The organism is Mycobacterium saskatchewanense (genome assembly GCF_010729105.1).
In the GTDB taxonomy this organism is placed as follows: domain Bacteria; phylum Actinomycetota; class Actinomycetes; order Mycobacteriales; family Mycobacteriaceae; genus Mycobacterium; species Mycobacterium saskatchewanense.
On the sequence record NZ_AP022573.1, the window covers coordinates 3,777,861 to 3,803,473 of the forward strand.

The following is a 25,613-nucleotide window of genomic DNA, read 5'->3' on the forward strand; positions in this document are numbered from 1 at the left end:
ACGCGTTGACCCGGGGCGTGTTTGGATAGCAGTATGGCTGAACCAGACCGCATCGTAAGCGCGACCCGGGTCATCTCGGCGGGCGCGGAGCGGATCTTCGAATTGATCGCCGACCCTTCGCGCCAGCCGAGCTGGGACGGTAACAACAACCTCGCCTCGGCCGAGCCGGGGCAGCGGGTGCGCCGGGTCGGCGACGTCTTCAAGACGAAGCTGACCAACGGCGCCGTCCGCGAGAACCACGTCGTGGAGTTCATCGAGGGCAGCGTGATCGCCTGGCGCCCAGCCGAACCCAAGAGGCTGCCGCCCGGTCACCTGTGGCGCTGGGAACTGAACCCGATCAACAGCGGTCTCACGAGCGTCACCCACACCTACGACTGGACGGCGCTGACCGACCCCGCCCGGCTGGAGACGGCGCGCTCGATGACGCCGGAGATGCTGCGCGAGTCGATGGATCGGCTCGCCACGCTCGCGCAGACGACCGATCAATGAGACGAACCCGGGTGGGCCTGCCGCCACCGGCCGGCGGCCGGCACGGCGCCTGAGGCTCAGGCTTTGGTGCCGCGCACCCACTGGAACGTGCCGAAGTTCTTGACCCGCACGCTGGTGAATCCGTTGTCCTCCAGGATGTCGCCGATCTCGTCGTCGCCGAACACGTGCGCCCCGGCGTTGGGCAGCTTCTGCCAGAACCGGGCCAGGCTTCCCGCCGTCGGGACCATGATGGCCAGCCTGCCCCCGGGGCGCAGCACGCGCGCCATCTCGGCCAGGGCCGCGGCCGGGTGCGGGATCAGTTGCAGCACCGCGGTGGAGGCCACCGCGTCGACGGTGTCGTCGCGCAGGGGGAGCCGCTGTGCGTCGGCCCGGATGAACCCGACCTGAGGGCCGGCCTCGTTACGGACCGCACGCTCGAGCATCGGCTCGGAGATGTCGATACCCAGCGCCAGCCCGTCCGGGCCCGCGGCGCGCGCCAGCGACGCGGTGATGTTGCCCGGCCCGGAGCCCACGTCGAGGGCGACGCCGCCGGGCGGGATGCGCAACCAGTCGATCGGCAGCCGCCACGCGCTGATCAACCGGCGCGACAGGGCCTGGGCGTTGTCGTAGAGCATCGAGCCGACGGGCGACGCCCACGCCGCCTGGATCGGTCCGGTGTTCTTCGGCACGGCATCGTCGCCGGAGCCGAGCAGATCGAGATATCCCTTGCTGACGTCGGGGTCCGCCGGCGGGTCGGCCAGCAGGTCCAGCGCTCGCCGCAGCGCGGGGGGCAGCGAGACGTGCACGTCGGTCATGCGCACTCCTTGAGGTCAAAGACCAAGCCATGAGCCAGAAGTCGATGGGGGGGATTTCCCCGGATGGGAGCCTACGCCGGGCCGCCGGCGACGTGGAGGCCTCGGCAATGTGGGTTTGGTTACCGCCTGACGGCGGCGTTCTCCCGCACCAGGGCGCACAGGCGCCAATGGCCCGGCACGCCCTTGAGCACGCTCTCGCCGCAGTCCGCGAAGCGGTGCCGCGACCCGGTGACGATCTCGCGCACCGTCGAGGAGACGAGGACCTCGCTGGGACCGGCGAGCGCCGCCACCCGGGCACCGATGTGCACCGCCATGCCGGCCACGTCCGAGCCCCGCACCTCGACCTCGCCCGCGTGGATGCCGACCCGCACCTCGATGCCCAGCACACGCACCGCGTCGACGAGGGCATCGGCGCAGGCGATGGCCGCGCTGGGGCTCCTGAAGGTCGCGACGAATCCGTCCCCGGCCGTGTTGACCTCGCGCCCGGAGAATCGCTGCAACTCGTGGCGCACGATCGTGTCGTGGTTGTCGAGCAGGTCGCGCCACCGGTGGTCCCCGAGCCGGGCGGCGCGCTCCGTCGAGCCGACGATGTCGGTGAACACGATGGTGGTCAGCAGCCGCTCGGAATCCGAGCCGCCCCGCACGCCGGTGACCAGCTCCTCGATCTCGTCGAGCATGGGACCGGTATCGCCGACCCAGTACAACGAGTCCTCGCCCGGCAACTCGACGAGGCGCGCTCCGGCGATGCGATCGGCCATGTAGCGAGCGTGCGCGACCGGGCTGAACGCGGGATTGTCGCGGTGCAGGATCAGCGTCGGCTGGCCGATCCGGCCGAGGGCCTCGCGGACGTCGCCCTCCCGGATCTTCCTGATGAAGGCGCGAGCCATGCTCGGCGACGCCGCGCGGTTTCCGGCGTGGTCCCACCACGCGCGGAAGGCCATGTCGGTGGCCACGGAGGGAGCGATGATGCCGAGGATGTCGAAGCCCTGCTCGACGGCGTCGGGCTCGATCGCGATCGTCGTGTAGGGATCGCTCGGCGCGATCTCGGCGCCGATCGGGTAGTCGGGGCCGCGCAGGGTCCGCGCCGCGCCGTTGAAGACCACCAGGTTGCAGACGCGGTCGGGGAAGTCGGCGGCCAAGACGATGCCGGCCAGCGACGTGAAACCGGGGGCGAAGATCGTCGCCCGCTCCGTCCCGACGGCGTCCATGACCGCGATCGCGTCCTGCGCCCACGACTTCGGCCCCATCGCGTCGACGGAGCCCACCCGCGACGACAGGCCGATGCCGCGCTGGTCGAACCGGATCACCCGGCTGAAGGACGCCAGGCGCCGGTGGAAGCGGTACATCGACGGCTCGGAATCGACGCAGTCGATGGGAATCAGGGGCCCCGGCAGCACCAGCAGGTCGGTCGGACCGTCGCCGAACACCTGGTAGGCGATGTCGACCTCGCTGCAGCTGGCGTACCGGGTCCGCGGAACCCCAGGAGGCCCAGCCATGACTTCAGGCTAGTGCAGGGCCCTGACATTTGGGACAGTCCCGATTGCGACGGCCGTGTGCTAGCGGCCGATGATCGGCACCAGATAACGGTCGGCGTACGCGCGGACGGCCGCCGGATCCGACGTGTCCAGACGGTCGGTGGGAAACACGATGATGCCCAAGGCAACCCGCAGCAGGATGTCGGCGATGTCGGCCAGCTCGGCCTCGGGGTTGCCGGCACCGCAGCGCCGCAGGGTGTGGGCGATGCCGTCCGCGAACTGGCGGATCGGGAAGACGTGCGATCTAGAGAAGAGGCCGAACAGTTCGGGTTCGCTCTCGACGATTCGCGAGTACAGCGGGGAATCCTGCACCAGGCGCACCCCGAGGGTGAACGCCTCGACCACCGCTTGTTGGGGGGTGCAGCCGGTCGTCGCCTGGTCGAGCGCGGTGAAGAACAGCTCGGCCTCCCGGCGCACCACCTTTTCGAACAGGTCGTCCTTGGTCGGGAAGCGCCGGTAGACGGTGCTGCGGCTCACCCCGGCCCGCGCGGCGACGTCCTCGATGTTCGCGCGGCGCACGCCATAGGTCTCGAACACGGACCGCGCCGTGTCAAGGATCTTTTCGTCGAGACCACCCTCAGGGCTGTGGTCCTGCATGAATAGCGACCCCCTCGGCAAGCTCGGCGCACCGCTGTTATGGTGACACAAAGATACGTTTTCGTTTCTCTGCACCACCGGCGGGTATGGGGGCCACCTATGACAGCGCGATCGGCGCGCCACGATTTCGACACCGGCGTTCGGGAAGCGGTGCCGATGCCCGTGGAGGGACCGGCCGATGCGACCGGCCCCCGGCTCGGGCCGGAGTCGCTGATCTGGAAGTTCTACGGGGACAACCGCACCCAGTTCTTCGGGTTCCAGCGCACCGCCGGCGTGGAAAACTGCATCGAGCAGCTCGCCCAGGGGGTGCTCGACCACTCGGTGATCTTCAGCGACACGCTGGGTCGCGCCAAGCGCACCGCCCCGCCCCTGATGAAGACGGTCTACTCCGAAGACCCGCACGGGTGGGGCCGCCGGGTGCGCGACTTCCACAAGCCCATCAAGGGCACCATCAGCGACGGCTCCAGGTACCACGCCCTCAATCCCGAGCTGTTCTACTGGGCGCACGCGACGTTCGTCGACCAGGTCATCTACAACACCGACACGTTCATCCGCAGGTTGTCCCGCGCGGAGAAAGAGCAGATCTTCGACGAGGGCAAGGTCTGGTACGGCCTCTACGGCGTCAGCGACCGGGCCCAGCCGCAGACCTACGACGAATTCGTCGCGTACTGGGACCAGATGCTCGACCGATTCGTCCCGCACCAGACCGTCCTCTACGGCACCGGCTACATCCGCAAGGGAATTCCCGGCCCGCGCTGGATTCCCAGGCCCCTGTGGAAGGTGTTGTCCGCGCCGCTGAACGCCTACACCCGGCTCGTCCTGGTGGGGACCCTGCCGCCGCAGATGCGCGAAGTCTGCCGACTGGAGTGGGACGCCAAGAAGGAGAGGCGCTTCCAGCGCTTTGCCGCCGCCGTGCGGGCGCTGAACCCGCTCATCAACCGGCTGCCCGTGCGGGCGATCTACCTGCCCTGGGCGGCCGCGGCGTGGGACCGGACGGGCGTCGACCCGCGACGGCTGCACAACCGCCCGGCCGCCTGAGGCGCCCTCGGGCCTCGGGTGTGCATCCGGGGCGTCCTGTGCGCGTCGTGGGCTCCCGATCTGCGAAATCTCTACCCCCAGATCACACTCGACTCCTTGGGCGCACACTCGACGGGCGCCTAGGCGCGCCACGAGCTGGCGGCGCGTTGAACGGCGCGTGGACGGCGTCGAAACACGTTGTGAAGTAAGGCGGCACGGCGCGCCGGCGACGGGCGGGGACGTGGCGGTCCGGTCGAAGATGGGACAGGATCGACGGCGTGGCCGATGCCGACTTTTCGTTGCTGGATGTCCCGAGGTCGGTGCCCGTCGACGACCCCGAGGCGTTTCTGCGTGCGGCGATCGCCTGGCACTTCGGCGCGGACACCGGCTCGCCGTTCTGGCTGCGGGCGGCACGGACTCTCGACTTCGATCCGCTGGCCGATGTGAACACCTTCGCCGACCTGCGCTTGTTCCCCAACCTTGTCAACGAACTGCGCAGCGTGCCGACCGAACAGCTCATCCCGCGGGGCTACGGGACACCGCCGCCGGTGCCGCAGATCTTCGAATCCGGCGGCACGACCGGCGCTCCCAAGCGGACCGTCCAGATGCCCGACTGGATCGCGCAGGTGATCGAGTGGCAGACCGAGGACTTCGCCGCCGGCGGCTTCGTTCCGGGCCGGGCCTTCCTGTGCCTGATGCCGAGCGGCCCGCACGGAGTCGGCTACTTCTCGCGCCGGGTCGCCGAGCGACTGGGCGCGACGTTCCACGCGATCGACCTGGACCCGCGCTGGGTGAAAAAGCTGGTCGCCCGCAACGCGTCGGCCGAGGCGGCCGCCTATGTCGACCACGTCGTCGAACAAGCGGTGTTCGTCCTGCGGACGCAGCACGTGGCGAACCTGCACACCACCCCTCCGCTGCTGGAGGCCATCGCCCGCAACGACGACGTGGTGGACCTGGTGAACGAGAAGGTCCGCTACATGTTGCTCAGCGGCGCGCATGTCGATCCGGACACCCTGGACCTGCTCCGCGACATCTTCCCGGCGACCACGATCACCATGGCCTTCGGCAGCACGATGGTGCTCTCGCAGGCGGTGACCGAAGTCGCCGACGGCGGGTCGTTCGTCTTCCACCCGCGGGCGCCGTACGTGCTGTTCTGGGTGGTCGATCCCGACACGGGCGAACGGGTGCCCTACGGGCGGCGGGGCCAGCTGGTGATGAACCACATCAGCAAGGGCATGTTCATCCCCAACAACCTGGAGCGCGATCTGGCGATCCGGATGCCCGGTCCCGCCGGCGATCTCAGCGATTCGGTCAGCGAGGTGGGGCCGGTGGACACCTTCGAGGGCGAGGCCGTCATCGAAGGGGTGTACTGAGCGTGGCGCAGGGGCCGGCCGGCGCCACGGCCGATCTGCTGCAGGTCGACGCCCTCGGCCCGTCGGGCGAGTACCGGACCCGCAACCGCGAGGTGGTCCTGAGCACCTCCGGGGACCCGGTTGCCGAGCTCAGTCTGGTTCCTCCCCTGTTTGTTTCGCGCACCCTGGCCGCGCAACGCAAGGTGACGCCGCTGTCGGCCGAGCGGCGGGAGGCGGGGCTGTCCGCCGCGGCCCACATCTTCGCCACCGGGGTCGTCGCCGGACTGGACTTCGAGACGTATGTCGTTCTGGCCAGCCGGATCTCGGGACTGCCCGTCGGGGTGACCCGCGCGGGGGCGCGCGGCGTCGCTGACGCCGTCGGCGCCGCCTTCCCCGCCGTGCGCGCGGCGAGGCCGGTGGGCGCGGCTTTCGACTGGCGCGAGGAGCGGACCCGCGGTGGCGGTGCGGTGTGGGTCCGGCGCGGCGAGGTGTTCGCGGTGCACGCGGCCGGCAACGGGCCCGGCGTGCACGGCCTGTGGCCGCAGGCGCTCGCGCTGGGCTACCGCGCCGCGGTGCGGCCGTCGCGGCGCGAGCCCCTGACCGCCCACCGGCTGGTGAACGCGTTGCGGCAGGCGGGGTTTCGCGCCGAGGACGCGACGTACCTGCCCACCATGCACGCCGCCGCCGGCGAGCTCATTCGGTCGGCCGATGTCGCCGTGGTGTACGGCGGCCAGGACGTGGCGGACAAGTACTCCGGCGATCCGGCCGTGGTCGTCAACGGGCCGGGACGCAGCAAGATCTGCATCACCGCCGACCGGGATTGGCGCGACTTCCTCGACCTCATCGTCGACTCCGTCGCCAACCTCGGCGGGGTGGCGTGCGTGAACGCCACCGCCGTGCTTTGCGAGGGCGATCCCGCGCCGTTGGCTCGGGCCATCGCCGAGCGACTGGCGAAGATCGAACCGCTTCCGATCGAGGACGAGGCGGCGACGCTGCCCACCCAGCCCGTCGACAGGGCGCGGGCCCTGGCGCGCCACCTGGAGGCCAAGGCCGCCGGCACCACCCCGCTGCTCGGCGCCGATCAGGTGGTCGCCGACCTCGGAGACGGCAGCGCCGCGTTGCGCCCCGCCGTGCACCTGATGAGCGAGCCCGACCCCGGAAAGCTCGACGTCGAGCTGCCGTTCCCCTGCGTGTGGGTAGCGCCGTGGTCGCGCGACGCCGGCGTGGGGCCGCTGCGGCATTCGCTGGTCGTCACCGCGATCACCGGTGACGAGTCGCTGATCGACGACCTGCTCGCCGAGCCCACGGTCGGCAATGTGTACGCCGGCCGGCATCCGACCTTCCACGCGGCGCCCCAGATCCCGCACGACGGATTCCTTGCCGACGTCCTGATGCGCAGCAAGGGCTGCATCAGGGACTGAGGGGCCGGGGCACCAGGTCGGGCGGTGTCACCTGCCCCGGCTGTGGCCAGTTGGCGAAAGCTTCCGCGTAGCTGTGGCTCATCAACTCGAGCACGGTGCCCCACGGGTCGGTGGTGTAGGCCAGCGTCCACGGACGGCCCGGCACGAACTCGTAGGTGGGAGCCAGCACCGAGCCGCCGTGCTCGACGACGCGGTCCACCATCGCCGCGACGTCGGGATGGGTGATGCACAGATGCCACAGGCCGCGTTCGAACCACGGCTCCCGCTCCGCGGCCGGCCGCGGCCCGCCGGTCGGGGGGTCGACGAACTGGAACAGCTCGATGCCCACCGAGTTCCCGCTGAGCAGATGCGCCTGCCACGCGCGGCGGAACCGGGCGCCGAAGAGCGACGCCGTCTCGCCGTGGCCGGCGGCTTCCAGCACGCGCGGACCCATGATGCAGCGGAAGCCGAAAACCTCGCCGTACCAGTCGATCGCGGCGTGGATGTCGGGCACGGTCACGCCGACGTGGTTGATGGCAAGGGCGGGCGAACCGATCGGCATCAGAGGTCCTCCGAGCGGGTGGCCGAAAACTGCTCGGGGTGCGGCTCGTAGCCGATGTCCGCTATGGCGCCGACCCCGCTGAAGAAGTGCAGCACCCGGCTGGGCTTGTCGCCGACGTTGCGGAACTCGTGCCAGTTGCCGCGCGGGACGACCAGGAGCTGGCCGGGTTCCATGTCCAGTGTGTGGGTGAAGTCGCCGGTGAACTGGACGCTGCCCGCGAGCGGAACGACGATCATGTCGGCGTGCGGGTGACGGTGCATGTGATGGATGAACCCGGGCGGGAAGGTCAGTAGATCGCCGACGATCGCCGGGGTCCCGGTGAGCGCGCCGCTGAGCAGGTGTTGGTTGACCTGATGGTCGGTGATGTCCCACCGGGTGAAGACCTCCCGGGGAACGTTATCGAACGTGAGCAACTGCGTGTCCGCCATCGTCACCCCTCCTAAATACGTAGTGTGCATAATACTGCACGCTACGTGCAGCATAACGGATGAGCAAGGCTCGAGTCGTCGCAGCTCGACGAGCTGCGGCGGTACAATGCCGGATGCAGACGTACGCGTTACTACACGGCAGGTGGACGGTGGACGATTCGGCGGGCCGAGCCGGCGGGAGAGCGTCCGACGGTCTGGGCGAGCGGCTCCGCCAGATCCGCACGGAACGAGGCTTGTCGGTGCGAGAGCTGGGACGCCGAGCGGGATGCTCGGCGAGTCTGGTGTCCCAGGTGGAGCGCGGAGTGACCGCCCCGTCGGCCCGTGTCGTGTACGCGCTCGCCAACGAGCTCGGGGTGTCGCTGGACTTCTTGTTCGGGACCGAGGACGTCAAACGGGCGGACCGGCCGCGGCCGTCCGCCGCCGCGCGTCCGTGGGGCCGCGCCAGCGGGAGCGACGGCGCCGGGATCGTCCAGCGGGCCGCCGAGCGCAGCGTCATCGAGCTCTCGACGGGCGTGCGATGGGAGCGCCTCACGCCGGCCCACGACGGCCGGGTCGACTTCATGGAGGTCGTCTACGCGCCCGGCGGCCAATCCTCGGAAACGGGGCGGGCCGTCCGCCACGACGGCCGCGAATACCTCTACGTGCTGCAGGGCGAGCTCGAGGCAGTGATCGGCTTCGACACCCTGCGGCTGAAGGAGGGCGATTCGCTGGCCTTCGACCCCGCGGCGCCGCACCACTACCGCAACAGCACCACCGGGACCGTGCGAGTGCTGTCCGTCGTGGTGCACGACGGACAGCACTCGGCGATCTAGCCGCCGAAGCCGCCGCCGGTGGGCGCGCCCACCGTCCTGGCACCGCCCGCGCCGAGGTGGCTGGCCGCGAACTGCACGCCCTTGTCGATGAACTGGGTGTCGGTGACGTAGGTGTCGTGGGCGGCGAAGTTGAGGCCGTCGGAGCAGACCGGGTCCTCGGTGGCGCAGACCTTGATGGTCTTGGGCTGGAACATCGGGCCGATGACGACGGGCGGCTCGCCGAGGAAGTTCATCGCCCGGACATTGGGCGTCCCGAAGAGCACGACCGAGGAGACGTGGCTGGCGGTATCGGGGTCCAGCGGCTTGGGCACGGTCGCGGGGTCGACGCCGTCGGGCACGGCGGCGGAGGTGACGAAGCCCATCACCGCGGCGCCCTGCGAGTAGCCGCCGAGCACCATCTTGGTGTTGGGGCAGTCGTGGGCCATATTGACGACGTGGGCGCCCGCGTCGCGGATGCCGTCGAGGCCGGTGGCCCATTCGTTGCTGGCGGGGTAGTTGACCGGGTAGACGTCGAACGACTTGGCTCCCAATTGCGAGCGCAGCCCGTCAACGAAGGCCTGTCCCGTCGGGCCTACGCCGGGGGGCTCACCGGTGCCGCGCGCGAACACCACCTGTACGTCGGGGCAGGGCTGGGCGGCGGCGGGGACGGTGAACGCGACGACGGAGCCGGCGAGGCTCGCCGCCGCGACCGCGGCGGGGAACAGTGAACGGAGAGGGTGACGTGCGATCATGCCGCATTGGTGCCCAGCCGTCCTGGGGCCTAAACACGGAATCTCTGGCACTTTGCTAAGGGTTCGCGGGCCGGTCGGAGCCGGCGGGGCCGGAGCGCGGGCAGCGGGTCGAGTGTGGTCTGCTAAGTGAATTGGGATTCGGGCTAAGCGGTCAAGCCACGGCCGCACCCCGACAGGAGTGAATGTGGCGAACACGTGAACGCAGTGGCACAGTTGCTCGACCAGGTGGCCGACCTGGTGGCCAACCCGGGGCGGGTGTCAGACTCGGACCGCTTGCGAGCCGCCGTCTCGGGCAAGACCGTGCTGGTCACCGGGGCTTCCTACGGAATCGGCGAGGCGACCGCGCGCCGCATGGCCGGTTGCGGTGCCACGGTGCTCGCCGTCGCCCGGTCGGCCGAACGGCTCGAGGACCTTGCCGCGTCGATCAACGCGGGCGGGGGCCACGCCCTCGCCTACCCGACCGACCTCGCCGACGAGGCCGCAATTGGGACACTGACCCGGCGGATCGCCGACGCCCACGGGGCGGTCGACGTCGTCGTGAGCAACGCCGGGAAGTCGTTGCGCCGCTCGCTGCACCGGCAGTACGACCGGCCGCACGACTTCCGGCGGACCATCGACATCAACTACCTGGGGCCGATCTGGCTGCTGCTCGGGCTGCTGCCGGCGATGCGGGAGAGGGGCAGCGGGCACATCGTCAACGTGTCGAGCGTCGGCGTGCGCGTCGTGCCGGGCCCGCAATGGGGCGCCTACCAGGCGTCCAAGGGGGCTTTCGACCGCTGGCTGCGCAGCGTGGCGCCGGAGCTGCACGCCGACGGCGTGGACGTCACCACGGTGTACTTCGCGCTGGTCCGGACCCGGATGATCGAACCCACGCCCGTCCTGACCCGCCTTCCGTGCCTGTCGCCCGACGGGGCCGCCGACGCGATCGCGAAGGCCGTCATCGAGCGGCCCCGCACCAACGAACCGCCGTGGGTGTGGCCGGCCGAGTTGGCTTCGGCGCTGCTCGCGGGACCCGCCGATCGGGCGGCACGGCTGTGGTACCGGCGGTTCTTCGCCGAATCCGTTGACCGAGGGGGCGTCCGATGACGTCCGACGGCGTGATCGGTACCGCGGCCCGGGCGCTGCTGCGTTCCGGCCTGGCGAGCCCGCCGTCACCGTTGGCGGGACTCAGGCTCCTGCGTGAGGCGCGCCGCGGCGGCACGAACCCCTACACGCTGCTGGCAATCACGGCGGCGCGGTGGCCGAACCGGGCCGCCATCGCCGACGACGACGGCGTCCTCACCTACCGCGAGCTGCAGCGAGAGACCGAAGCCCTGGCGTGCGAGCTGTCCAGGGAGGGCGTCGGACCGGGCCGGGCGGTCGGCGTCATGTGCCGCAACGGCCGCGGCTTCCTCGCGGCCGTCTTCGCCGTGGCGCTGGTCGGCGCCGACGTCGTCCTGATCAACACCGACTTCCGCAGCGACGCGCTCGCCGCCGCGCTGGACGCGCACGGGATCGCCGCGATGGTCGCCGACCACGAGTTCGCCGAGCGGGTGGCGGCCGCCGGGACAACCGTCGGTCCGGTCACGCTGATCGACCCGGAGGCGGTGACCGTGCGCGGGGGCCAGCCCCGACCACGGGTCGCGGCGCCGGGCCGGATCATCCTGCTCACCTCGGGCACCACCGGACGGCCCAAGGGGGTCCCCCGCACGCCCCGGCTACGGTCGGCGGTGGGCGTCTGGGTGACCATCCTGGACCGAACCCGGTTGCGAACCGGCCCGCGGGTCTCGGTGGCGATGCCGATGTTCCACGGGCTCGGGCTGGGCATGCTGATGCTGACGGTGGCGCTGGGCGGCACCGTGCTCACCCAGGCCCATTTCGACGCCGAGACGGCGCTCGCCCAGGCGTCGCTGCACCGCGCCGATGCGTTCACCGCGGTGCCGATCGTGCTCGCGCGGATCCTTGACCTGCCGGAGCGGGTGCGGGCGCGCAACCCGGTGCCCTACCTGAGGGTGGTGCTGTCCAGCGGGGACCGCCTCGACCCGACCCTCGGGCAGCGATTCATGGACGCCTACGGCGACGTGCTCTACAACGGCTACGGCTCCACAGAGGTCGGCATCGGGGCGCTGGCGACTCCCGCCGACCTGCGGGACGCCCCGGAAACCGTCGGCAAGCCCGTCGCCGGCTGCCCGGTGCGCATCTACGACAAGAACGGCCGTCGCGTCGGCCCCCGCGTCACCGGGCGCATCTTCGTCGGCGGCGACCTGGCGAGCGAGGGTTACACGGGCGGCCCGGGCGCGGAAAAGGGCACTGAAAAGCCCAAGGCCGTGATCGACGGAATGACCAGCACCGGCGACATGGGCTACCTCGACAACGCGGGCCGGTTGTTCATCGTCGGCCGGGAGGACGACATGATCATCTCCGGCGGGGAGAACGTCTACCCCCGCGCGGTGGAGAATGCCCTCGCCGAACACCCCGACGTCGCCGACAGCGCCGTCATCGGCGTCCCCGACGAGCGGTTCGGTCACCGCCTGGCGGCGTTCGTGGTGCCACGGCGCGGCAGCCGCGTCGACGCGCAGGCGCTGCGCGAGTACCTGAAGGACAGAGTGTCTCGCTTCGAGCAGCCGCGAGACGTCAACATCGTCGGCAGCATTCCGCGCAATCCCGCGGGCAAGGTGCTGCGCCGGGAGCTGTCGGGCTAACTGTCGTGACCCGGGAGGTTGTTAACGGCGTGCCTGCTTGAAAGTGGGAGGACCTCCTGACGGAGTGGATGTGTCTGGCATTCACCCGTAGGAGGTCCTTGTGTCTCACGCTAACGCCCGTACCAATGTGTTCGCTCGTCGGTTGATCGTTGAGCGTGTCGCCGCTGGGTGGCCGGCCGCGCGTGTGGCTGAGCAACTGGGGATTTCGCGGGCAACGGTGTACAAGTGGCTGCGCCGATATGCCCAGGGCGGCAATCCTGCGTTGGCCGACCGTTCGTCACGGCCGATCCGGATGCCCAACCGCACGAGCTATCAGGTCGAGCAGAAGGTGCTCGCCGCCCGCCGACGCCGTAAGCGCGGCGCTGTGGTGCTGGCCGCCGAACTCGGTCTGACTCCTTCGACGGTTGGGCGGATCCTGGCGCGCCACCAGATGCCGCATCTGAGTGCGATCGACCCGATCACCGGCGAGGCGGTGCGCTGCTCTCGACGCAGCCCCAACCGCTACGAACACCCCACGCCGGGGGCCATGGTTCATGTCGACGTCAAAAAGCTCGGCCGCATCCCCCCCGGTGGTGGGTGGCGGCTGCACGGCCGCCACGCCGCGGTCTCAGTAGCCCACCGGCACAAGAAGACCAAGATCGGCTACGACTACGTCCACACTGCCATCGATGACTACACCCGGCTGGCCTACAGCGAAGTGCTCCCCGATGAGAAGGACCCGACGTGCGCTGGGTTTCTCCACCGGGCACTGGCCTGGTTCACCGCCCACGGCGTGCGCGTGCGTCGGCTACTGACCGACAACGCATTGGTCTACCGACGCGGCACCGACTGGGGCTGGGTTTGTTCGGCCTGGCAACTCAAACGCCGATTCACCCAACCCGGCTGTCCCTGGACCAACGGCAAAGCAGAACGTTTCAACCGCACCCTGCTCAACGAATGGGCCTACGCCCGCCCCTGGACCAACAACACCCTGCGCAGACGCGGCCTTGACCAATTCCTTCGCCACTACAACACTCGACGAGGCCACTCCGCCCTCGGCGGACAACCACCGATCAGCCGACTCGCTGCCTGACAACAACGTGTCAGGTCACGACAGCTAACCGTCAGTCCTGTTTGGGTTCCAGGGCGGCCACCCGCTTGTTCAGCCAGTTGGGGGCGAGCACCGAGATCGCGGTGGCGCCGGCGGTCGCGCCGATGACCCCGCTCCAGGCGACCGGCCCCAGCGGAGTGCAGCCGAAGAAGTGGCTGACGCCGGGAGTCTGGACGATGGCTACCAGGACGCCGGCGCTGCCCAGCGCGGTGCCGAGGACCAGCGGGCTGTGCCGGCGGGTGAGCAGGGTCTGCGCGAGCTGCGTCGTCACCAGCGCTGTCAAACCCATGGTGGAGGTGCGGCGTTCGGTGCCCGGCGTCCAGCGGCCGATGGCCCAGGCCGCCGTCGCCCCGGCGGCCGTGACGGCGCCCCGGGTGACGATCTGGCGCATCAGCGGCGCGTCGAGCGAGGGCGACGGCCCGGACAGCGTCGCCAGCTGGAAGGCGCGCTGGAGCTCCTCGGCGTCGCGGTCGACCCCGTCCTCGGATTCCTCCGGCCGCGCGTATTGCGGCGTGACGGCGACCGCGAGGGCGGGGAACATGTCGGTGAGCAGGTTCACCAGCAGCAGCTGACGGGTTCCCACCGGGGCCCGCCCGGTGCCCAGGGCCGTGCCGATGATCGTGAAGAGCACCTCGCCGACGTTGCCGCCGACCAGGATGCTCACCGCGTCCCGGACGCCGCCCCACATCCCGCGGCCTTCGACCAGCGCGTCGAGCAGCACGCCCAGATCGTTGTCGGTCAGGACGATGTCGGCGGCGCCCCGCGCGGCCGACGAGCCGCGGCCGCTCACCCCGATGCCGACGTCGGCCATCCGGATCGCGGCGGCGTCGTTCGCGCCGTCACCGACCATCGCGACCGCCTGCCCACTGGCCTGCAGCGCCGCGACGATCTGGACCTTCTGCTCCGGGCTGACGCGGGCGAACACCTGGACCTCGGCGGCGACCCTGGCGCGGTCTTCCTCGCCGAGGGCGGAGAGCTCGGCGCCGCTGATCTCCCGCGCGTTCGACGGCAGGCCGAGCTGGCTCGCGATGGCGCGCGCGGTGACCGGGTGATCGCCGGTGATCAGCACCACCCGGCGATCGGCCTCCACCAGCGTCTCGATCAGCGGCCGCGCCGAAGCGCGCGCGGTGTCCGCCAGGCCGACGTAGCCGATCAGCTCGAGGTCGTGCGCGGCGGCGTCGACGGCGTCGGCGTCGGTGTCGTCTTCGCCGGTCGGGCCGTCCCAGTGGCGTTGCGCCACCGCCAGTACGCGCAGGCCGCGCTCGGCGAGGCGCAGCACCAGCGACTCCCCCGCGCCGTGGGGGTCGACGTCGTCGTCGGCGAACCGGCAGCGCGGCAGGATCTCCTCCGGGGCGCCTTTGAGCACCAGCAGCGGGCCGCCGTCACCGGTGACGGCGCCGACCGCGGCGGAGTAGCCCCGGCTGGACTCGAACGGCACCTCGGCGAGCACCGTCCAGTCCGAAAGACCGTGCCCGTCAAGGGAATTGGCTCCGGTGAGGATCGCCTCGTCGGTCGCGTGCGCGTGTCCTCCGCCGTTGTGCGGCTGGGTGCTGCTGCGGGCGGCGGCGATCAGTACGGCGGCAGCGCGCGGGTCGTTCAAGTCCGGGAACGGTTCCTCGGGGCCGGTCCCGTGCGGCACGCTGGACACCACGCGCAACCGGTTCTCGGTGAGGGTGCCCGTCTTGTCGAAGCACACGGTCTCGACTCGGCCGAGGGCCTCGACGGCGCGCGGCGTGCGGACGAGCGCGCCCCGCCGCGACAGGCGCTGGGCCGCGGCGAGCTGGGCGAGGGTGGCCACCAGCGGCAGGCCCTCGGGGACGGCGGCCACCGCGATGGCGACGCCGTCGGAGACCGCTTGCCGCAGTGACGCCCGGTGCGCCAGGGCCAGGCCCGTCACCGTTGCGCCGCCGGCGAGCGTCAGGGGCAGCACCTTGCCGGTCAGCTCCCGCAGCCGGCCCTGGACGCCCGCCGCCGACTCCACGTCGGCGATCGCCGACATCGCCCGGCGGGCGGCCGTCCCGGCGCCCGTGGCCACCACGATCGCGCGGGCGTGGCCGGCGATGATCGTGCTGCCCTCGAACAGCATGCTGGCGCGGTCGGAATCCCCGACGGCCACGGGATCCACCTGCTTGTCCACCGGCAAGGACTCGCCGGTCAGCAGGGATTCGTCCACCTCGAGGTCCTCGGCCACCAGCAGGCGGGCGTCGGCCGGCACCACCTCGGGCGCGGCCAGGTCGATGATGTCGCCGGGGCGCAGCGATTTCGCGTTCACCGTGACCGTGCGTTCGGTGGTGCGCGCGGCTTCGAGCCGGCGGCGCGCCGTCGCGACCGTGGGGAGGACGACCCGGCGGGCGTGCTGGTCCTGCTCGGCGAACAGCTCGGCGATGGCCGCCTCGGCCCGCAACCGTTGCGCCCCGCCCGCCAGCGCGTTCGCGGTCATGACGCCCCCGACCAGCAGCGCGTCCACCGTGCTCCCGGTGATCGCCGACGCCGCCGCTCCCACCGCCAGGATGGGCGTGAGCGGGTCGGCGAGCTCGGCCCGCGTCGCGGCCAGCAGCCGCACCACGCGGCTCGCCGGCCCGCGCAGCGGCGCGACGAGCGGGCTGTACGACACGTCGTCGAGAAGCTGGCGCCACGGCGCGGTGCCGGGTTCCACGGCCAGGGGCCGGGTGCGGCTGGCCAGCCGCGAGTAGACGATCTCGGGGTCCAGGGCGTGCCACGCGGTCAGCGGCTGCGGCGTAGGGTCCGGCAGCCGCAGCACACGGGTGGCCGCGAAACTGCCCTGCAGCAACGCCGCGGCGGCGGCCGCATTGACGGGGTTGAGCCAGCGCTGCACGGCGAACGGGTTGGCGGTGCGCGGATCGCCGGTGACCAGCAGCAGCCCGGCCAGGGTGCTGCCGCCCTTGGCGAGGCGCACCGCCGATTCCGTGGCCTCGCGGGCCACCGGAAGCGCCGAGATGATCCGCACCGCGGCGGCCAGGTCGGTGCCGGTGATGATGTCCGCGGCCCACGGCGTCGCGGCCTGCGGGTCGTCCAGGGCGACGCCGACGTCGGCGATCGCCAGGGCCGCCAGCGTGTCGGTCGACGCGAAGTCCCGGTGCACCGCGGTGATCAGCAGCACGGGCCCGCGGTCGGTCCTCAGGTCGCGCACCAACGTCAACAACGGCGTGCCCGCCGGGTGGCTCACGCCGACGCTGGCAGTCAGGTCCTCTGTGCCGGCGACGTGGCGCAGCACCACCCTGGCCCCGGTGCGGTGCGCGGTCTGCAGCAGCGGGATCGCGAACGGGTCGACCTCCCAGCCCACGTCGACGCTGCCGACGCGTTCGCCGTCGACGACGAGATCGGCGTGTTCGAGCCCCTGGGCGGGCGCCGCCGACGGGCCCTGGGCGCGTATCCAGCGCAGTCGCGCGCCGGTGGCCGGTAGCTCGTCGGGGTCGGGCTCCGGGGCCTCCTCGCCGTGCAGGAGGGCGTCGGCGACCTCGTAGACCCGGTCCTCGTCCCAGCCGGGAACGTCGCCCCGCGCCTGCAGGACGGCCCGGTTGTCGCCGCGCAGCGCCGCCCCGTCGATGACGATCACCTTCACCCGGTCCAGTCGGCGCAGGGCACCCGGGTCGAGGATCAGTTGCCCGGAGTTGGCGAGGCCACGGCCCAGCACGGCGGCGAAGGTCTGCCGGCCCACGTGCGCCGCGCGCGGCACACCGGCCAACAGCGCCCCGGCCGCGTCCTCGGTGCCGCCGCCGGCCAGTAGCGCGCCCGCCGCGGCAACCAGCGACGCGTTGGCGGCCTGGTCGGCGTACTCCTCGATGGGGCCCGCCATCGAGCCCTTCGCCGTGTCGATGGCGGCGTCGATGGCGCCGCCGACCACCACATGCGACGCCTCGCCCGCGGACGCGGCCGCCGAGTTGTGGCGCGGTGCTTGCGATTTGGGGCCCGCGAAGGAGATCACCGGCACCACCGGAGCCTGCGGCCGCTGCGGCGAGGCCAGTTCCGGCTCCCGCGCGCGCCATCGTTGCCGGTGAGCCGCCGCCTCGGAGACCTGCAGGCTGCGTTGCGCCAGGTCGATGAGGGGCGTTCCGATCGCCTGCGTGAGCCCGTTGGCCACCGCCGCCGAAGCGCTCAGCGCGATGTCGGTGCCGACGCGGCCCAGCCGGGATTCCAGTACCGCGACGATCCGCGGTTGGTGGTTGAGCAGCGCCGCGGCGGCGCGGGCGCTGCGCGGCGCGACCGGCAGCCGGCCCACCCAACCGGTCACCGACGCCCCGAGGGCCATGACGTCCATGGCCGCCGCCGTGGCCGGCACCAGGATCGCCAGCGGGTTGCCCGGGTCGGCGAACGGTGCGGTCCGGGTGGCCGACCTCGGGGCCACCAGGGTGAGGTCCGCGGCGACCTGGCACACGGTCTCCCGCACCTCGTCGAGGACGGCGGCGTTGCCGGTGTCGCTTTCGAGTTCGATGACGAGGCGGCCGAGCGCGCCCTCGACGTGGGCTGCGGCGACTCCCGGGATGCGGCGGACCGGTTCCTCCACCGCGGGTGCATGCTCGTGCCAACCGGGGAACGGCAGCAGGGGATCGAGGTCGAGGTGTACCCGGCGTCCGCTCTGCCACCGCACGGGTGGGGTGACGCCACCGGGCACGCCGCCGGCGGCGTCGCCCGCGCCGATCGCCCGGCCGGTCGTCTGAGCCACCGACTGCACCACCGGGCCGGCGAGTTCCACCACCGGGCTGGCCAACTCCTGCAGCGCGCCCGCGGCCCCGGCAGCGGTCGACAGCCCGGCCCGCACCAGCAGCGCGGCCCCGCCGGTCACGCCCGCAACGACGCCGGTCACGCCCGGAATTCTCACTCGGTCACCCTTCGAATACGCCTACCGCGGCCAATAATCCTGGCGCGCTGGAGAACTGTCCACATGAACAAGCAGACGGGCCGTGTGACGACCCCGATGACCGTGGCGGGCCTGCAATTCCCGGCGGCAAGGCGTCGTCGCTGCCTGCCGGAGAGTTTACCGGGTGGGCGGCAGGCTAAACGCGCTGAACAGGCCGGCGTCCAGGAACACGGTGAGCGTCGCGATCCCGGTCGCGCCCCTGGTCAGCACGTGGATGGAATGCGCGCGCAGCACACCGTCGGCGGCGCGCCGGTATTCGGCGGCGGCGGGTTGCCCGTTGGCCGCGGTCGGCAGCATGGCGAGATCGCCCGCATTCGTCAGAGCCCGCGCGGCAAGGAATCGCAGCACCGCGTCGCGTCCGGCGAACCACACGGGCACGGGCGGCATTTCGAGTTTGACGTCGGACTGCAGCAGCTCGGTCAGCGCCGCCACGTCCGCGTTCTCGAATGCCGCGCAATACCGGTCGAGCAGCTCGCGCTGTGCGGCGTCGTCGGGCTCGGCGAGGCCGTCCTCGCTGGGTGACACCTCGGCGAGGCGGGCCCGCGCCCGCTGCAGGGAGCTGTTGACCGCGGCCGGTGTGGTTTCCAGGAGCTCGGCGACCTCGGCCGCGCTGAACTGCACCACATCGCGCAGGATCAGCACCGCCCGCTGACGCGCCGGCAGTTCCTGCAGGGCGGTCATCACCGCCAGGCGCACGCTCTGCCTCGCGGTGACCGCGTGCTCCGGCGTCAGGGTGTCGGGGATCGGCTCCAGCCACTCGAAGCTTCCGGGGTGCCCGTCGAGGCTCGCGTTCGGGTCGACCGAGCCCTCACCCAGCCCGGCCGGCAGCACGCGGCGGGCGCGGCTCTCCAGCGCCCGCAGGCAGGCGGTGGTCGCGATCCGGTACAGCCAGGTGCGCAGCGCCGCTCTCTCCTCGAACGCCGGGTAAGCGCGCCACCCGCGCAGGTAGGTCTCCTGGACCAGATCCTCGGCGTCGTGCACGGAGCCGAGCATGCGGTAGCAGTGCGCGATCAGCTCGGCACGAAACGGCGCCGCCTGCCCGGTGAAGTCCTCTTGAGCCGGCACGGTCCTCTCCTATCGCTCGGACGCTACTCGAATACAGAGACAACCGGCCGCTCGAATTCATCGGTCGGCGAGCGATGAATTCGGCCGCCGCGCCGAATCTCAATAACCGAAGGCCGGCCACTGCCGGCGCGCAAACGGCAGGAAGCGAGAACGACCATGAACCAGGCAGTGCACACCCGCGCCGACGGGCTCGTCGGCACCACCGCGATCGTGACGGGGGCGAGCCGCGGATTCGGCCGCGCCGTCGCCACCGCCTTGTCGGCGGCCGGCTCCCGGGTGGTCGGGGTCGCCCGCACCCGATCGGGCCTGGAGGCCGTGCACGACGAGATCGGCGCGGGCTTCACCGCGGTCGTCGCCGACGCCGCCGACCCCGCGGCCGCCGACCGGCTCATCGCCGAACACCGGCCACGCACGCTGGTGCTGTGCGCCGGGGCCGCGCCCCGGATGAGCCCGCTGCAGGATCAGACGTGGGAGAGCTTCAGCGAGAACTGGAACGTGGACGTCGCGCAGGCGTTCCACTGGATCCGGGCCGCGCTGCGACGCCCGCTGTCCCCGGGAAGCACGGTGATCGTGCTGTCCAGCGGCGCCGCGCTCAACGGTTCGCCGCTCAGCGGCGGCTACGCCGGCGCCAAGGCGGCGGTCCGGTTCATCACCGGCTATGCCGCCATCGAATCGCAGCGGGCCGGACTCGGCATTCGGTTCGTGTCCGTCCTGCCGCGGCTGACGCCGGCCACCGACCTCGGCGCGAAGGCCGTCGCCGCCTACGCCGAACGCCAGGGCGTCGACGTCGGCACGTTCGTGCGGTCTTCCGGCCCCACGCTCAGCGCCGAGCAGGCCGCCCGGTCGGTGCTCGAGATCGCCGGGGGCGACGCCGGCGACTCCGACGCCTATCTCCTGACCGCCGCGGGCCTGTCCCCGCTCGCCTGAGTGCCCCGAGTGCAGAGGTGCGCAACATGATGATGAAGACACCCCCGATCGTCTCGGCCCGCGACTGGGACGCCGCGCGCGAACGACTGCTCGCCAAGGAGAAGGAGCTGACCCGGGCCCGCGACGCGCTGGCGGCCGAGCGCCGCCGGATGCCGTGGCTCGAGGTGGCCGGGAGCTACGAGTTCGACGGTCCGGAGGGCCGGGCCGGTCTGCTGGACTTGTTCCAGGGACGACGGCAACTGATCGTCTACCGGGCCTTCTTCGAGCCGGGCGTGCACGGGTGGCCCGAGCACGGCTGCCGCGGCTGTTCGATGATGGCCGACCACGTCGGCCACCTGGCCCACCTGAACGCGCGCGACACCACGCTGGTGTTCGCCTCGCGGGCCCCGCAGCGGGACGTTCGGCGCCTCAAGGCGCGGATGGGTTGGCGGATGCCCTGGTACACCATCACCGACGGCTTCGATTCCGACTTCGGCGTCGACGAATGGCACGGCACAAACGCGTTCATCCGCGACGGTGACCGGGTGTTCCGCACCTATTTCGTCAACAACCGCGGGGACGAGGCGCTGGGCACCACCTGGAGCTTCCTGGACATCACCGCCCTTGGGCGGCAGGAGAATTGGGAGGACTCACCCGAGGGTTACCCGCAAACGGCGCCGTATGAATGGTGGGAATGGCACGACACCTACGGCGAGCGCTCCCCCTCCCGGTGGTTCGGTGATCCCCTCCCCGGCAACCCCAACGATCCACGTCCGCCGCGCGCGAAGTGAGGCGGGCCGTACCGAGTTCGGCTTGTTTACAGGACGCGCTCGTTTAGAGGACGCGCTCGCCTAGAGGACGCGCTCGTTTAGAGGACGCGCTCGTTTAGAGGACGTGGTGATCCGCCCTGCCGACCTGGTAGCCGACCGGGAACGATTTCTCGATGACCTGCAACTGATGGTCCACCCGGGTCTCGAGTTCTAGGACCACGCAACCGTCGCCGACGGTCTTCGTCTCGAGAACGATGTAGCGCTGGCCGCCGCCGTTCACATCGGTGATCGGATCACCCGAATGCAGGTTTTCGACGGGCACCAATTCTGAGCTTCCGTGTGACTCCACCCGAGCCACAGTAGGTCAATTCACCGGGGCGCGGAATACGTTCCGGGCGTAGCGGCCTGCTTGAAAAACACGCTGATTCGACAGATCAACCCGGCGTCGTTCCGCTCGAACAGGATGCATTCCGGCCACTGGGCGGGCGCGCCGTCGATCTCGAAAGCCTCGGTCAGCTCGACGAACGACAGGCGGTCGTTCACGTGCGAGACGCGCTGCAGCCGCAGCCGGTGGCCGTCGAGGTTGGTCAGCACCTTGCGCAGATAAGCGACGTAATGCGCCTTGCCCTCGACGACGTCACAGAAGGGCCCCTCCCGCGTCAGGCCGTCGTCGGCGATCGTCGCCGCCAGGCCGTCCCAGTCGTGGGCGGCCAGGCATTCGAGGTAGCGCTCGACCACGCCGGTCACCACAAACACGCTAAGGCAACGCCGTGGACGGGGGAACACGCAAGAATGAGCCGATGAGCCAAGCCAGCGCACCGCAGTCGCCGGCCGAGGCGCCGACCTGCTACCGGCATCCGGGGCGCCAGACCTACGTCCGCTGTAACCGGTGCGGACGGTACATCTGCGCGGATTGCATGCGCGACGCCGCCGTGGGCTACCAGTGTGTGGAGTGCGTCGCGGCCGGGGGCCGGACCGTCCGCCAGCCGCGGACGCATTTCGGCGGGCGGCAGTGGTCGGCCGCGCCGGTGCTCACCTACGCGCTGATCGCGATCAACGTGCTGGCGTTCGTCGTCCAGATGGCCTCGGGCAACCTGGAAAGAGACCTCACCTTGTGGCCGCCCGGCGTCGCCGACGGCCAGTACTACCGGCTGGTGACCTCCGCGTTCCTGCATTACGGGGCGACGCATCTGCTGTTCAACATGTGGGCGCTGTACGTGGTGGGGCCGCCGCTCGAGATGTGGCTCGGGCGGCTGCGATTCGGCGCGCTCTACGCGTTGAGCGGGCTGGGCGGTTCGGTGCTGGTCTACCTGCTGTCGCCGCTCGACACGGCGACGGCGGGCGCCTCGGGCGCGATCTTCGGCCTCTTCGGTGCCACCTTCGTGGTGGGGAAGCGGCTCACCCTCGACGTCCGCTGGGTGGTGGCGGTCATCGTGATCAACCTGGTCTTCACGTTCGTCGCCCCGGCGATCAGCTCTCAGCAGATCAGCTGGCAGGGGCACGTGGGCGGCCTGGTGACGGGCAGCCTGGTCGGCGCGGCCTACGTCTACCCGCCGAGGGAGCGCCGGAGCGCGGTGCAGGCGGTGGCGACGATCGCCGCCCTGGCGCTGTTCGCCGTGCTGATCTGGTGGCGCACGGCCCAGCTGGCCGCGGAGTTCTCCCTGTGAGCTGGTGGGTCGCCCGGGCCGAGCTCGTGGTGAGTGAGGAGGTGCCCGCCCCGCCCGACCGGGTGCGCGAATTCTATGTGGACCTGGACAACCTCGGGTTGGTCCACCCGCTGATCGTCTCCGTCGAGGCGCTGTCCCGCGACGACACCGCGGACGGCTACTCCCAGAGCTACCGAGTGACGGACCGGATTCCATTGGGGCCGTTGACCATGCGGATGACCTACCACGCCCGGTTGCACGTGCCCGATCGCGGTGACGTGCGCACCGAGGCCGACCAGTCCCCGGGCGTGCGCCTGCGCGGAACGGTCAGTTTCGATCCGGTCGCCGGCGGGACCCGCGTCACCGAGCGCATCCGGATCTCGGCGCCGCGGCCCCTGCTCGCGGTGACGGCACGCGAAGCGGTCAAGGCACACGCCGCGATGCTGGCGGGCATCCGGCGCCACTTCGAGGACGGCTGAGCCGATTCGGTCAGCCGGGCTTCCACTCCGACGAAAGGGCCCGCTCCGAGAGGTACTTGGTCGCGCTCCAGCCCCCGTCGACGACGATCGTCTGGCCGTTGATGAACGCCCCGCCCGGCGAGCACAGGAACGCGACGGTGCTCGCGACGTCCTCGACCGTGCCCAGCCGCTGGTGCGGGGTCATCTCGGTGTTGGTCCTGCGGAACCGCTCGTCCTCCAGTCGGTGTGCGGTCATCGGCGTCTGAATCACCCCGGGGGCCACCGCATTGCAGCGAATCCCCTGCGACCCGTACTGGCAGGCGATGTGGGTCGTGAGCGCCGTGAGGCCGCCCTTGGCCGCCGAATACGCGCCACCGCGCATGCCGCCGACGACAGCGAATGTGGAGGTGACGTTGATGATCGCCGAACCCGGCCGCAGGTGCGGCAGCGTCTCGCGGATCAGTCGGAACGGCGCCCGCAGCATCAGGCCCAGGAAATGGTCCAGGGATTCGTCGTCGGTCTCGTGGACCGGCTTGGGGCTGCCGACCCCGGCGATGTTGACCAGGAAGTCGACGTGGTCCCAGCGGGTGACCGCGAGGTCCACGATGCGCCGGGGCGCGTCGTCGTCGGTGAGGTCGACCGCGAGCGTGGCCGCCCGGTCGGAATCCCCGATGCGGCGGGCCAATTCGGCGAGCTTTGCCTCGTCGCGTCCCGTCGCCAGCACCGCCATCCCCATCCCGGCGAGCTTCGCCACGCAGCCGGAACCGATCCCGCCGCTTGCCCCGGTTACGATCGCTACCTGCATCTCACCGGTCCGCCTCCATCAGCGCCGCCTTGATCTGGTGCTTCAAGATCTTCCCCGCGTCATTCTTGGGCAGCACGTCCCAAATGACCACCTGCTCCGGCGCTTTGAACCGGGCAACGCCGGAATCGGCCAGGAAGCTGCGCAGGCTCGCGACGTCCGGTCCGGGCAGCGCCCTCGGCACCACCACGGCGCAGGCGCGCTCGCCCGTGCGGTCGTCGGGCACCCCGACGACCGCGACCTCGGCGATGTCCGGGTGACTGCCGAGCACGTCCTCGACCTCCTTGGGGGAGATGTTCTCACCGTTGCGGATGATGATGTCCTTGGCGCGGCCGGTGACCACGAGGTAGTCGTCGTCGACCCAGCGCGCCAAGTCCCCGGTGCGGAAGTAGCCTTGCGCGTCGAAAGATTCGCTCTCGTCGGCTGTGCGCTGGTAGCCGACGAGCATCTGCGGCCCCCGGGCGCGGACCTCGCCGGCCACGAGCTTGACGTCGGCCAGCCCGACACGCCCGTCGGTGTCGGCGGCGTGGTCGGGGCGCCCCGGCGACCCGACCGTGGTGACGGGGACTTCGGTGGAGCCGTACACGCGGGTGACGACCGCCGACTCGAAATAGGCTGCGGCCCTGCGGATCAGCGACGGGGCCACCGACGCACCGCCGCAGACGAAGAACTTCAGGTCGGGCAGCCGCGTCCCGGCGCGTTGGGCGGCGGCCAGCAGCTGTTCGAGGAAGGGGGTCGCGCCGGCCATGTGCGTGCACCGCTGCGCCCGCATGAGTTGTACCGCCTCGTCGCCGTTCCACCGGTCCATCAGCACGGCGGTGGTGCCCAGCAGCAGCGGGCACTCGAACGCGTAGATGGAGCCGCCGATGTGCGCGATCGGCGACGCGACCAGGAACGCGTCGCCCGGCTCGACGAGCCAGTGGTCCCGGATCTGACGGATCAACGCGTGAATCGAATTATGGCTGTGCAGAACGCCTTTCGGGCGTCCCGTCGTTCCCGAGGTGTAGAGGACCATGCGCACGGCGTCAGGATCGAGGGCGGGCAGCGGCGCGGGAGTCGCCCGTTCCGAGAGCAGAGACGCCAACGCGGTGTGGCCTTCGGCGGCGTCGCCGCGCACCACCACGACCTCGGGCGGGGAATCCAGTTGCGCGGTGACCCGTTGCAGCATCGCGCCGTAGTCGTGGTTGCCGAAATGCGCTGGCACGAAGACGATGCGGGCGTCGGCGTCGGCGAGAATGAAGCGGAGCTCGCGGTCGCGCATCGACGGGAGGATTGGGTTGGCGACCATTCCGGCCAGCGTCGCGCCCAGGTAGATCACCGCGGCCTCGTGCCAGTTGGGCAGCATGAACGACACCACGCCGCCGGGCGGAAACCGGGCCTGCAGCGCGTGGGCCAGCGTCGTCGCCTGCTGCCACAGGGCTCGGCAGTCCACCCGCCGGTCGCCGTCCACCAGGGCCACGCGGTCGGGGGTGGACTGTGCGGCCTCGCGCAGCGAGTCGGCCAGCGTGCCGCGCACCCACCATCCGCGCGCGTAGGCCTCGGCGGCCCGTCGGTCGTCCCAGCGAACCTCCCGCCCGCCGATCAGCCTGCGCATTGCGG

General features: G+C 71.1%; 24 protein-coding genes. 12 read left to right on the forward strand and 12 right to left on the reverse strand.

Features of this window, described 5'->3' with window-relative positions; genetic code table 11:
- The first annotated feature begins 33 nt into the window (after nucleotides 1–33).
- The gene (locus G6N56_RS17815; protein WP_085257784.1) at nucleotides 34–489 is read left to right on the forward strand and encodes an SRPBCC family protein; all 456 of its coding nucleotides are present in this window, start codon (nucleotides 34–36) and stop codon (nucleotides 487–489) included.
- A gap of 56 nt (nucleotides 490–545) precedes the next feature.
- Here G6N56_RS17815 and G6N56_RS17820 read toward each other — a convergent pair whose 3' ends face one another.
- The 3 genes from G6N56_RS17820 to G6N56_RS17830 form a co-directional block, all read right to left on the reverse strand.
- A complete protein-coding gene (locus tag G6N56_RS17820; RefSeq protein ID WP_085257798.1) occupies nucleotides 546–1,283 on the reverse strand; it encodes a class I SAM-dependent methyltransferase in 738 nt (245 codons plus the stop codon).
- A 119-nt stretch (nucleotides 1,284–1,402) separates the two neighbouring features.
- Nucleotides 1,403–2,779 carry a bifunctional lipase/adenylate cyclase LipJ gene (locus G6N56_RS17825; RefSeq protein WP_085257785.1) on the reverse strand — a complete coding sequence of 459 codons (1,377 nt, stop codon included), beginning with the start codon at nucleotides 2,777–2,779 and terminating at the stop codon, nucleotides 1,403–1,405.
- Between the two features lie 60 nt (nucleotides 2,780–2,839).
- Nucleotides 2,840–3,415, reverse strand: coding sequence for a TetR/AcrR family transcriptional regulator (locus G6N56_RS17830; protein WP_085257786.1), 576 nt, complete (start codon nucleotides 3,413–3,415; stop codon nucleotides 2,840–2,842).
- A gap of 99 nt (nucleotides 3,416–3,514) precedes the next feature.
- Here G6N56_RS17830 and G6N56_RS17835 point away from each other — a divergent pair, with 99 nt between their 5' ends.
- The 3 genes from G6N56_RS17835 (at nucleotide 3,515) to G6N56_RS17845 (ending at nucleotide 7,205) form a co-directional block, all read left to right on the forward strand.
- Nucleotides 3,515–4,453 (forward strand): oxygenase MpaB family protein, encoded by a 939-nt coding sequence (locus G6N56_RS17835; RefSeq protein WP_085257787.1) that lies wholly within the window; start codon nucleotides 3,515–3,517, stop codon nucleotides 4,451–4,453.
- A 257-nt stretch (nucleotides 4,454–4,710) separates the two neighbouring features.
- Nucleotides 4,711–5,805, forward strand: a complete 1,095-nt coding sequence (locus G6N56_RS17840) for a phenylacetate--CoA ligase family protein (RefSeq protein WP_085257788.1) — start codon at nucleotides 4,711–4,713, stop codon at nucleotides 5,803–5,805.
- 35 nt (nucleotides 5,806–5,840) lie between these two features.
- Nucleotides 5,841–7,205 (forward strand): aldehyde dehydrogenase family protein, encoded by a 1,365-nt coding sequence (locus tag G6N56_RS17845; RefSeq protein WP_085257799.1) that lies wholly within the window; start codon nucleotides 5,841–5,843, stop codon nucleotides 7,203–7,205.
- On the opposite strand, the gene G6N56_RS17850 is transcribed toward G6N56_RS17845, so the two are convergent.
- Both G6N56_RS17850 and G6N56_RS17855 read right to left on the reverse strand, forming a co-directional pair.
- Nucleotides 7,195–7,746, reverse strand: a complete 552-nt coding sequence (locus G6N56_RS17850) for a VOC family protein (protein WP_085257789.1) — start codon at nucleotides 7,744–7,746, stop codon at nucleotides 7,195–7,197. The genes G6N56_RS17845 and G6N56_RS17850 overlap by 11 nt on opposite strands.
- Nucleotides 7,746–8,174: a cupin domain-containing protein gene (locus G6N56_RS17855; RefSeq protein ID WP_158090762.1), complete on the reverse strand. Its 429-nt coding sequence runs from the start codon at nucleotides 8,172–8,174 to the stop codon at nucleotides 7,746–7,748. The genes G6N56_RS17850 and G6N56_RS17855 overlap by 1 nt, the downstream gene beginning before the upstream one ends.
- Before the next feature lie 113 nt (nucleotides 8,175–8,287).
- Here G6N56_RS17855 and G6N56_RS17860 point away from each other — a divergent pair, with 113 nt between their 5' ends.
- A complete protein-coding gene (locus G6N56_RS17860; protein WP_232069091.1) occupies nucleotides 8,288–8,986 on the forward strand; it encodes a helix-turn-helix domain-containing protein in 699 nt (232 codons plus the stop codon).
- On the opposite strand, the gene G6N56_RS17865 is transcribed toward G6N56_RS17860, so the two are convergent.
- Nucleotides 8,983–9,717 (reverse strand): cutinase family protein, encoded by a 735-nt coding sequence (locus tag G6N56_RS17865; RefSeq protein WP_085257792.1) that lies wholly within the window; start codon nucleotides 9,715–9,717, stop codon nucleotides 8,983–8,985. The genes G6N56_RS17860 and G6N56_RS17865 overlap by 4 nt on opposite strands.
- 195 nt (nucleotides 9,718–9,912) lie before the next feature.
- Here G6N56_RS17865 and G6N56_RS17870 point away from each other — a divergent pair, with 195 nt between their 5' ends.
- From G6N56_RS17870 to G6N56_RS17880, 3 genes are all read left to right on the forward strand, one after another.
- On the forward strand, nucleotides 9,913–10,803 hold the full coding sequence (locus G6N56_RS17870) for an SDR family NAD(P)-dependent oxidoreductase (RefSeq protein WP_085257793.1): 891 nt from the start codon (nucleotides 9,913–9,915) through the stop codon (nucleotides 10,801–10,803).
- Nucleotides 10,800–12,398, forward strand: a complete 1,599-nt coding sequence (locus G6N56_RS17875; protein ID WP_085257794.1) for an AMP-binding protein — start codon at nucleotides 10,800–10,802, stop codon at nucleotides 12,396–12,398. The genes G6N56_RS17870 and G6N56_RS17875 overlap by 4 nt, the downstream gene beginning before the upstream one ends.
- Before the next feature lie 100 nt (nucleotides 12,399–12,498).
- Nucleotides 12,499–13,470 (forward strand): IS481 family transposase, encoded by a 972-nt coding sequence (locus tag G6N56_RS17880; protein WP_085255190.1) that lies wholly within the window; start codon nucleotides 12,499–12,501, stop codon nucleotides 13,468–13,470.
- A gap of 31 nt (nucleotides 13,471–13,501) precedes the next feature.
- Here G6N56_RS17880 and G6N56_RS17885 read toward each other — a convergent pair whose 3' ends face one another.
- Both G6N56_RS17885 and G6N56_RS17890 read right to left on the reverse strand, forming a co-directional pair.
- The gene (locus G6N56_RS17885; RefSeq protein ID WP_085254295.1) at nucleotides 13,502–18,328 is read right to left on the reverse strand and encodes a cation-translocating P-type ATPase; all 4,827 of its coding nucleotides are present in this window, start codon (nucleotides 18,326–18,328) and stop codon (nucleotides 13,502–13,504) included.
- 156 nt (nucleotides 18,329–18,484) lie between these two features.
- A complete protein-coding gene (locus G6N56_RS17890; protein ID WP_085254296.1) occupies nucleotides 18,485–19,432 on the reverse strand; it encodes a sigma-70 family RNA polymerase sigma factor in 948 nt (315 codons plus the stop codon).
- Between the two features lie 156 nt (nucleotides 19,433–19,588).
- Between G6N56_RS17890 and G6N56_RS17895 the strand changes: the two genes are divergently transcribed.
- Nucleotides 19,589–20,359, forward strand: a complete 771-nt coding sequence (locus G6N56_RS17895; protein ID WP_085254297.1) for an SDR family oxidoreductase — start codon at nucleotides 19,589–19,591, stop codon at nucleotides 20,357–20,359.
- A 32-nt stretch (nucleotides 20,360–20,391) separates the two neighbouring features.
- A complete protein-coding gene (locus tag G6N56_RS17900) occupies nucleotides 20,392–21,129 on the forward strand; it encodes a DUF899 domain-containing protein (RefSeq protein WP_085254424.1) in 738 nt (245 codons plus the stop codon).
- 94 nt (nucleotides 21,130–21,223) lie between these two features.
- Here G6N56_RS17900 and G6N56_RS17905 read toward each other — a convergent pair whose 3' ends face one another.
- The gene (locus G6N56_RS17905) at nucleotides 21,224–21,457 is read right to left on the reverse strand and encodes a hypothetical protein (protein WP_085254298.1); all 234 of its coding nucleotides are present in this window, start codon (nucleotides 21,455–21,457) and stop codon (nucleotides 21,224–21,226) included.
- Between the two features lie 20 nt (nucleotides 21,458–21,477).
- Nucleotides 21,478–21,855 (reverse strand): nuclear transport factor 2 family protein, encoded by a 378-nt coding sequence (locus G6N56_RS17910; protein ID WP_408632626.1) that lies wholly within the window; start codon nucleotides 21,853–21,855, stop codon nucleotides 21,478–21,480.
- Nucleotides 21,856–21,908: 53 nt separating this feature from the next.
- Between G6N56_RS17910 and G6N56_RS17915 the strand changes: the two genes are divergently transcribed.
- A complete protein-coding gene (locus tag G6N56_RS17915) occupies nucleotides 21,909–22,775 on the forward strand; it encodes a rhomboid family intramembrane serine protease (RefSeq protein ID WP_085254300.1) in 867 nt (288 codons plus the stop codon).
- Nucleotides 22,772–23,233, forward strand: coding sequence for an SRPBCC family protein (locus tag G6N56_RS17920; RefSeq protein ID WP_085254301.1), 462 nt, complete (start codon nucleotides 22,772–22,774; stop codon nucleotides 23,231–23,233). Before G6N56_RS17915 ends, G6N56_RS17920 begins: the two co-directional genes overlap by 4 nt.
- Before the next feature lie 10 nt (nucleotides 23,234–23,243).
- Here the strand turns inward: G6N56_RS17920 and G6N56_RS17925 are convergent, their stop codons facing one another.
- Nucleotides 23,244–24,017 carry an SDR family NAD(P)-dependent oxidoreductase gene (locus G6N56_RS17925; RefSeq protein WP_085254302.1) on the reverse strand — a complete coding sequence of 258 codons (774 nt, stop codon included), beginning with the start codon at nucleotides 24,015–24,017 and terminating at the stop codon, nucleotides 23,244–23,246.
- 1 nt (nucleotide 24,018) lies between these two features.
- Nucleotides 24,019–25,608 carry an AMP-binding protein gene (locus tag G6N56_RS17930; protein ID WP_085254303.1) on the reverse strand — a complete coding sequence of 530 codons (1,590 nt, stop codon included), beginning with the start codon at nucleotides 25,606–25,608 and terminating at the stop codon, nucleotides 24,019–24,021.
- Nucleotides 25,609–25,613: the final 5 nt, after the last annotated feature.

Excerpts from the sequence above, each read along its gene's own strand:
- G6N56_RS17825 (WP_085257785.1), bottom strand. The coding sequence starts at position 2,779 with ATGGCTGGGCCTCCTGGGGTTCCGCGGACCCGGTACGCCAGCTGCAGC.
- G6N56_RS17925 (WP_085254302.1), bottom strand. The coding sequence starts at position 24,017 with ATGCAGGTAGCGATCGTAACCGGGGCAAGCGGCGGGATCGGTTCCGGC.
- G6N56_RS17830 (WP_085257786.1), bottom strand. The coding sequence starts at position 3,415 with ATGCAGGACCACAGCCCTGAGGGTGGTCTCGACGAAAAGATCCTTGAC.
- G6N56_RS17860 (WP_232069091.1), top strand. The coding sequence starts at position 8,288 with ATGCAGACGTACGCGTTACTACACGGCAGGTGGACGGTGGACGATTCG.
- G6N56_RS17820 (WP_085257798.1), bottom strand. The coding sequence starts at position 1,283 with ATGACCGACGTGCACGTCTCGCTGCCCCCCGCGCTGCGGCGAGCGCTG.
- G6N56_RS17900 (WP_085254424.1), top strand. The coding sequence starts at position 20,392 with ATGAAGACACCCCCGATCGTCTCGGCCCGCGACTGGGACGCCGCGCGC.
- G6N56_RS17915 (WP_085254300.1), top strand. The coding sequence starts at position 21,909 with ATGAGCCAAGCCAGCGCACCGCAGTCGCCGGCCGAGGCGCCGACCTGC.
- G6N56_RS17835 (WP_085257787.1), top strand. The coding sequence starts at position 3,515 with ATGACAGCGCGATCGGCGCGCCACGATTTCGACACCGGCGTTCGGGAA.
- G6N56_RS17815 (WP_085257784.1), top strand. The coding sequence starts at position 34 with ATGGCTGAACCAGACCGCATCGTAAGCGCGACCCGGGTCATCTCGGCG.
- G6N56_RS17875 (WP_085257794.1), top strand. The coding sequence starts at position 10,800 with ATGACGTCCGACGGCGTGATCGGTACCGCGGCCCGGGCGCTGCTGCGT.
- G6N56_RS17895 (WP_085254297.1), top strand. The coding sequence starts at position 19,589 with ATGAACCAGGCAGTGCACACCCGCGCCGACGGGCTCGTCGGCACCACC.
- G6N56_RS17865 (WP_085257792.1), bottom strand. The coding sequence starts at position 9,717 with ATGATCGCACGTCACCCTCTCCGTTCACTGTTCCCCGCCGCGGTCGCG.
- G6N56_RS17850 (WP_085257789.1), bottom strand. The coding sequence starts at position 7,746 with ATGCCGATCGGTTCGCCCGCCCTTGCCATCAACCACGTCGGCGTGACC.
- G6N56_RS17855 (WP_158090762.1), bottom strand. The coding sequence starts at position 8,174 with ATGGCGGACACGCAGTTGCTCACGTTCGATAACGTTCCCCGGGAGGTC.
- G6N56_RS17930 (WP_085254303.1), bottom strand. The coding sequence starts at position 25,608 with ATGCGCAGGCTGATCGGCGGGCGGGAGGTTCGCTGGGACGACCGACGG.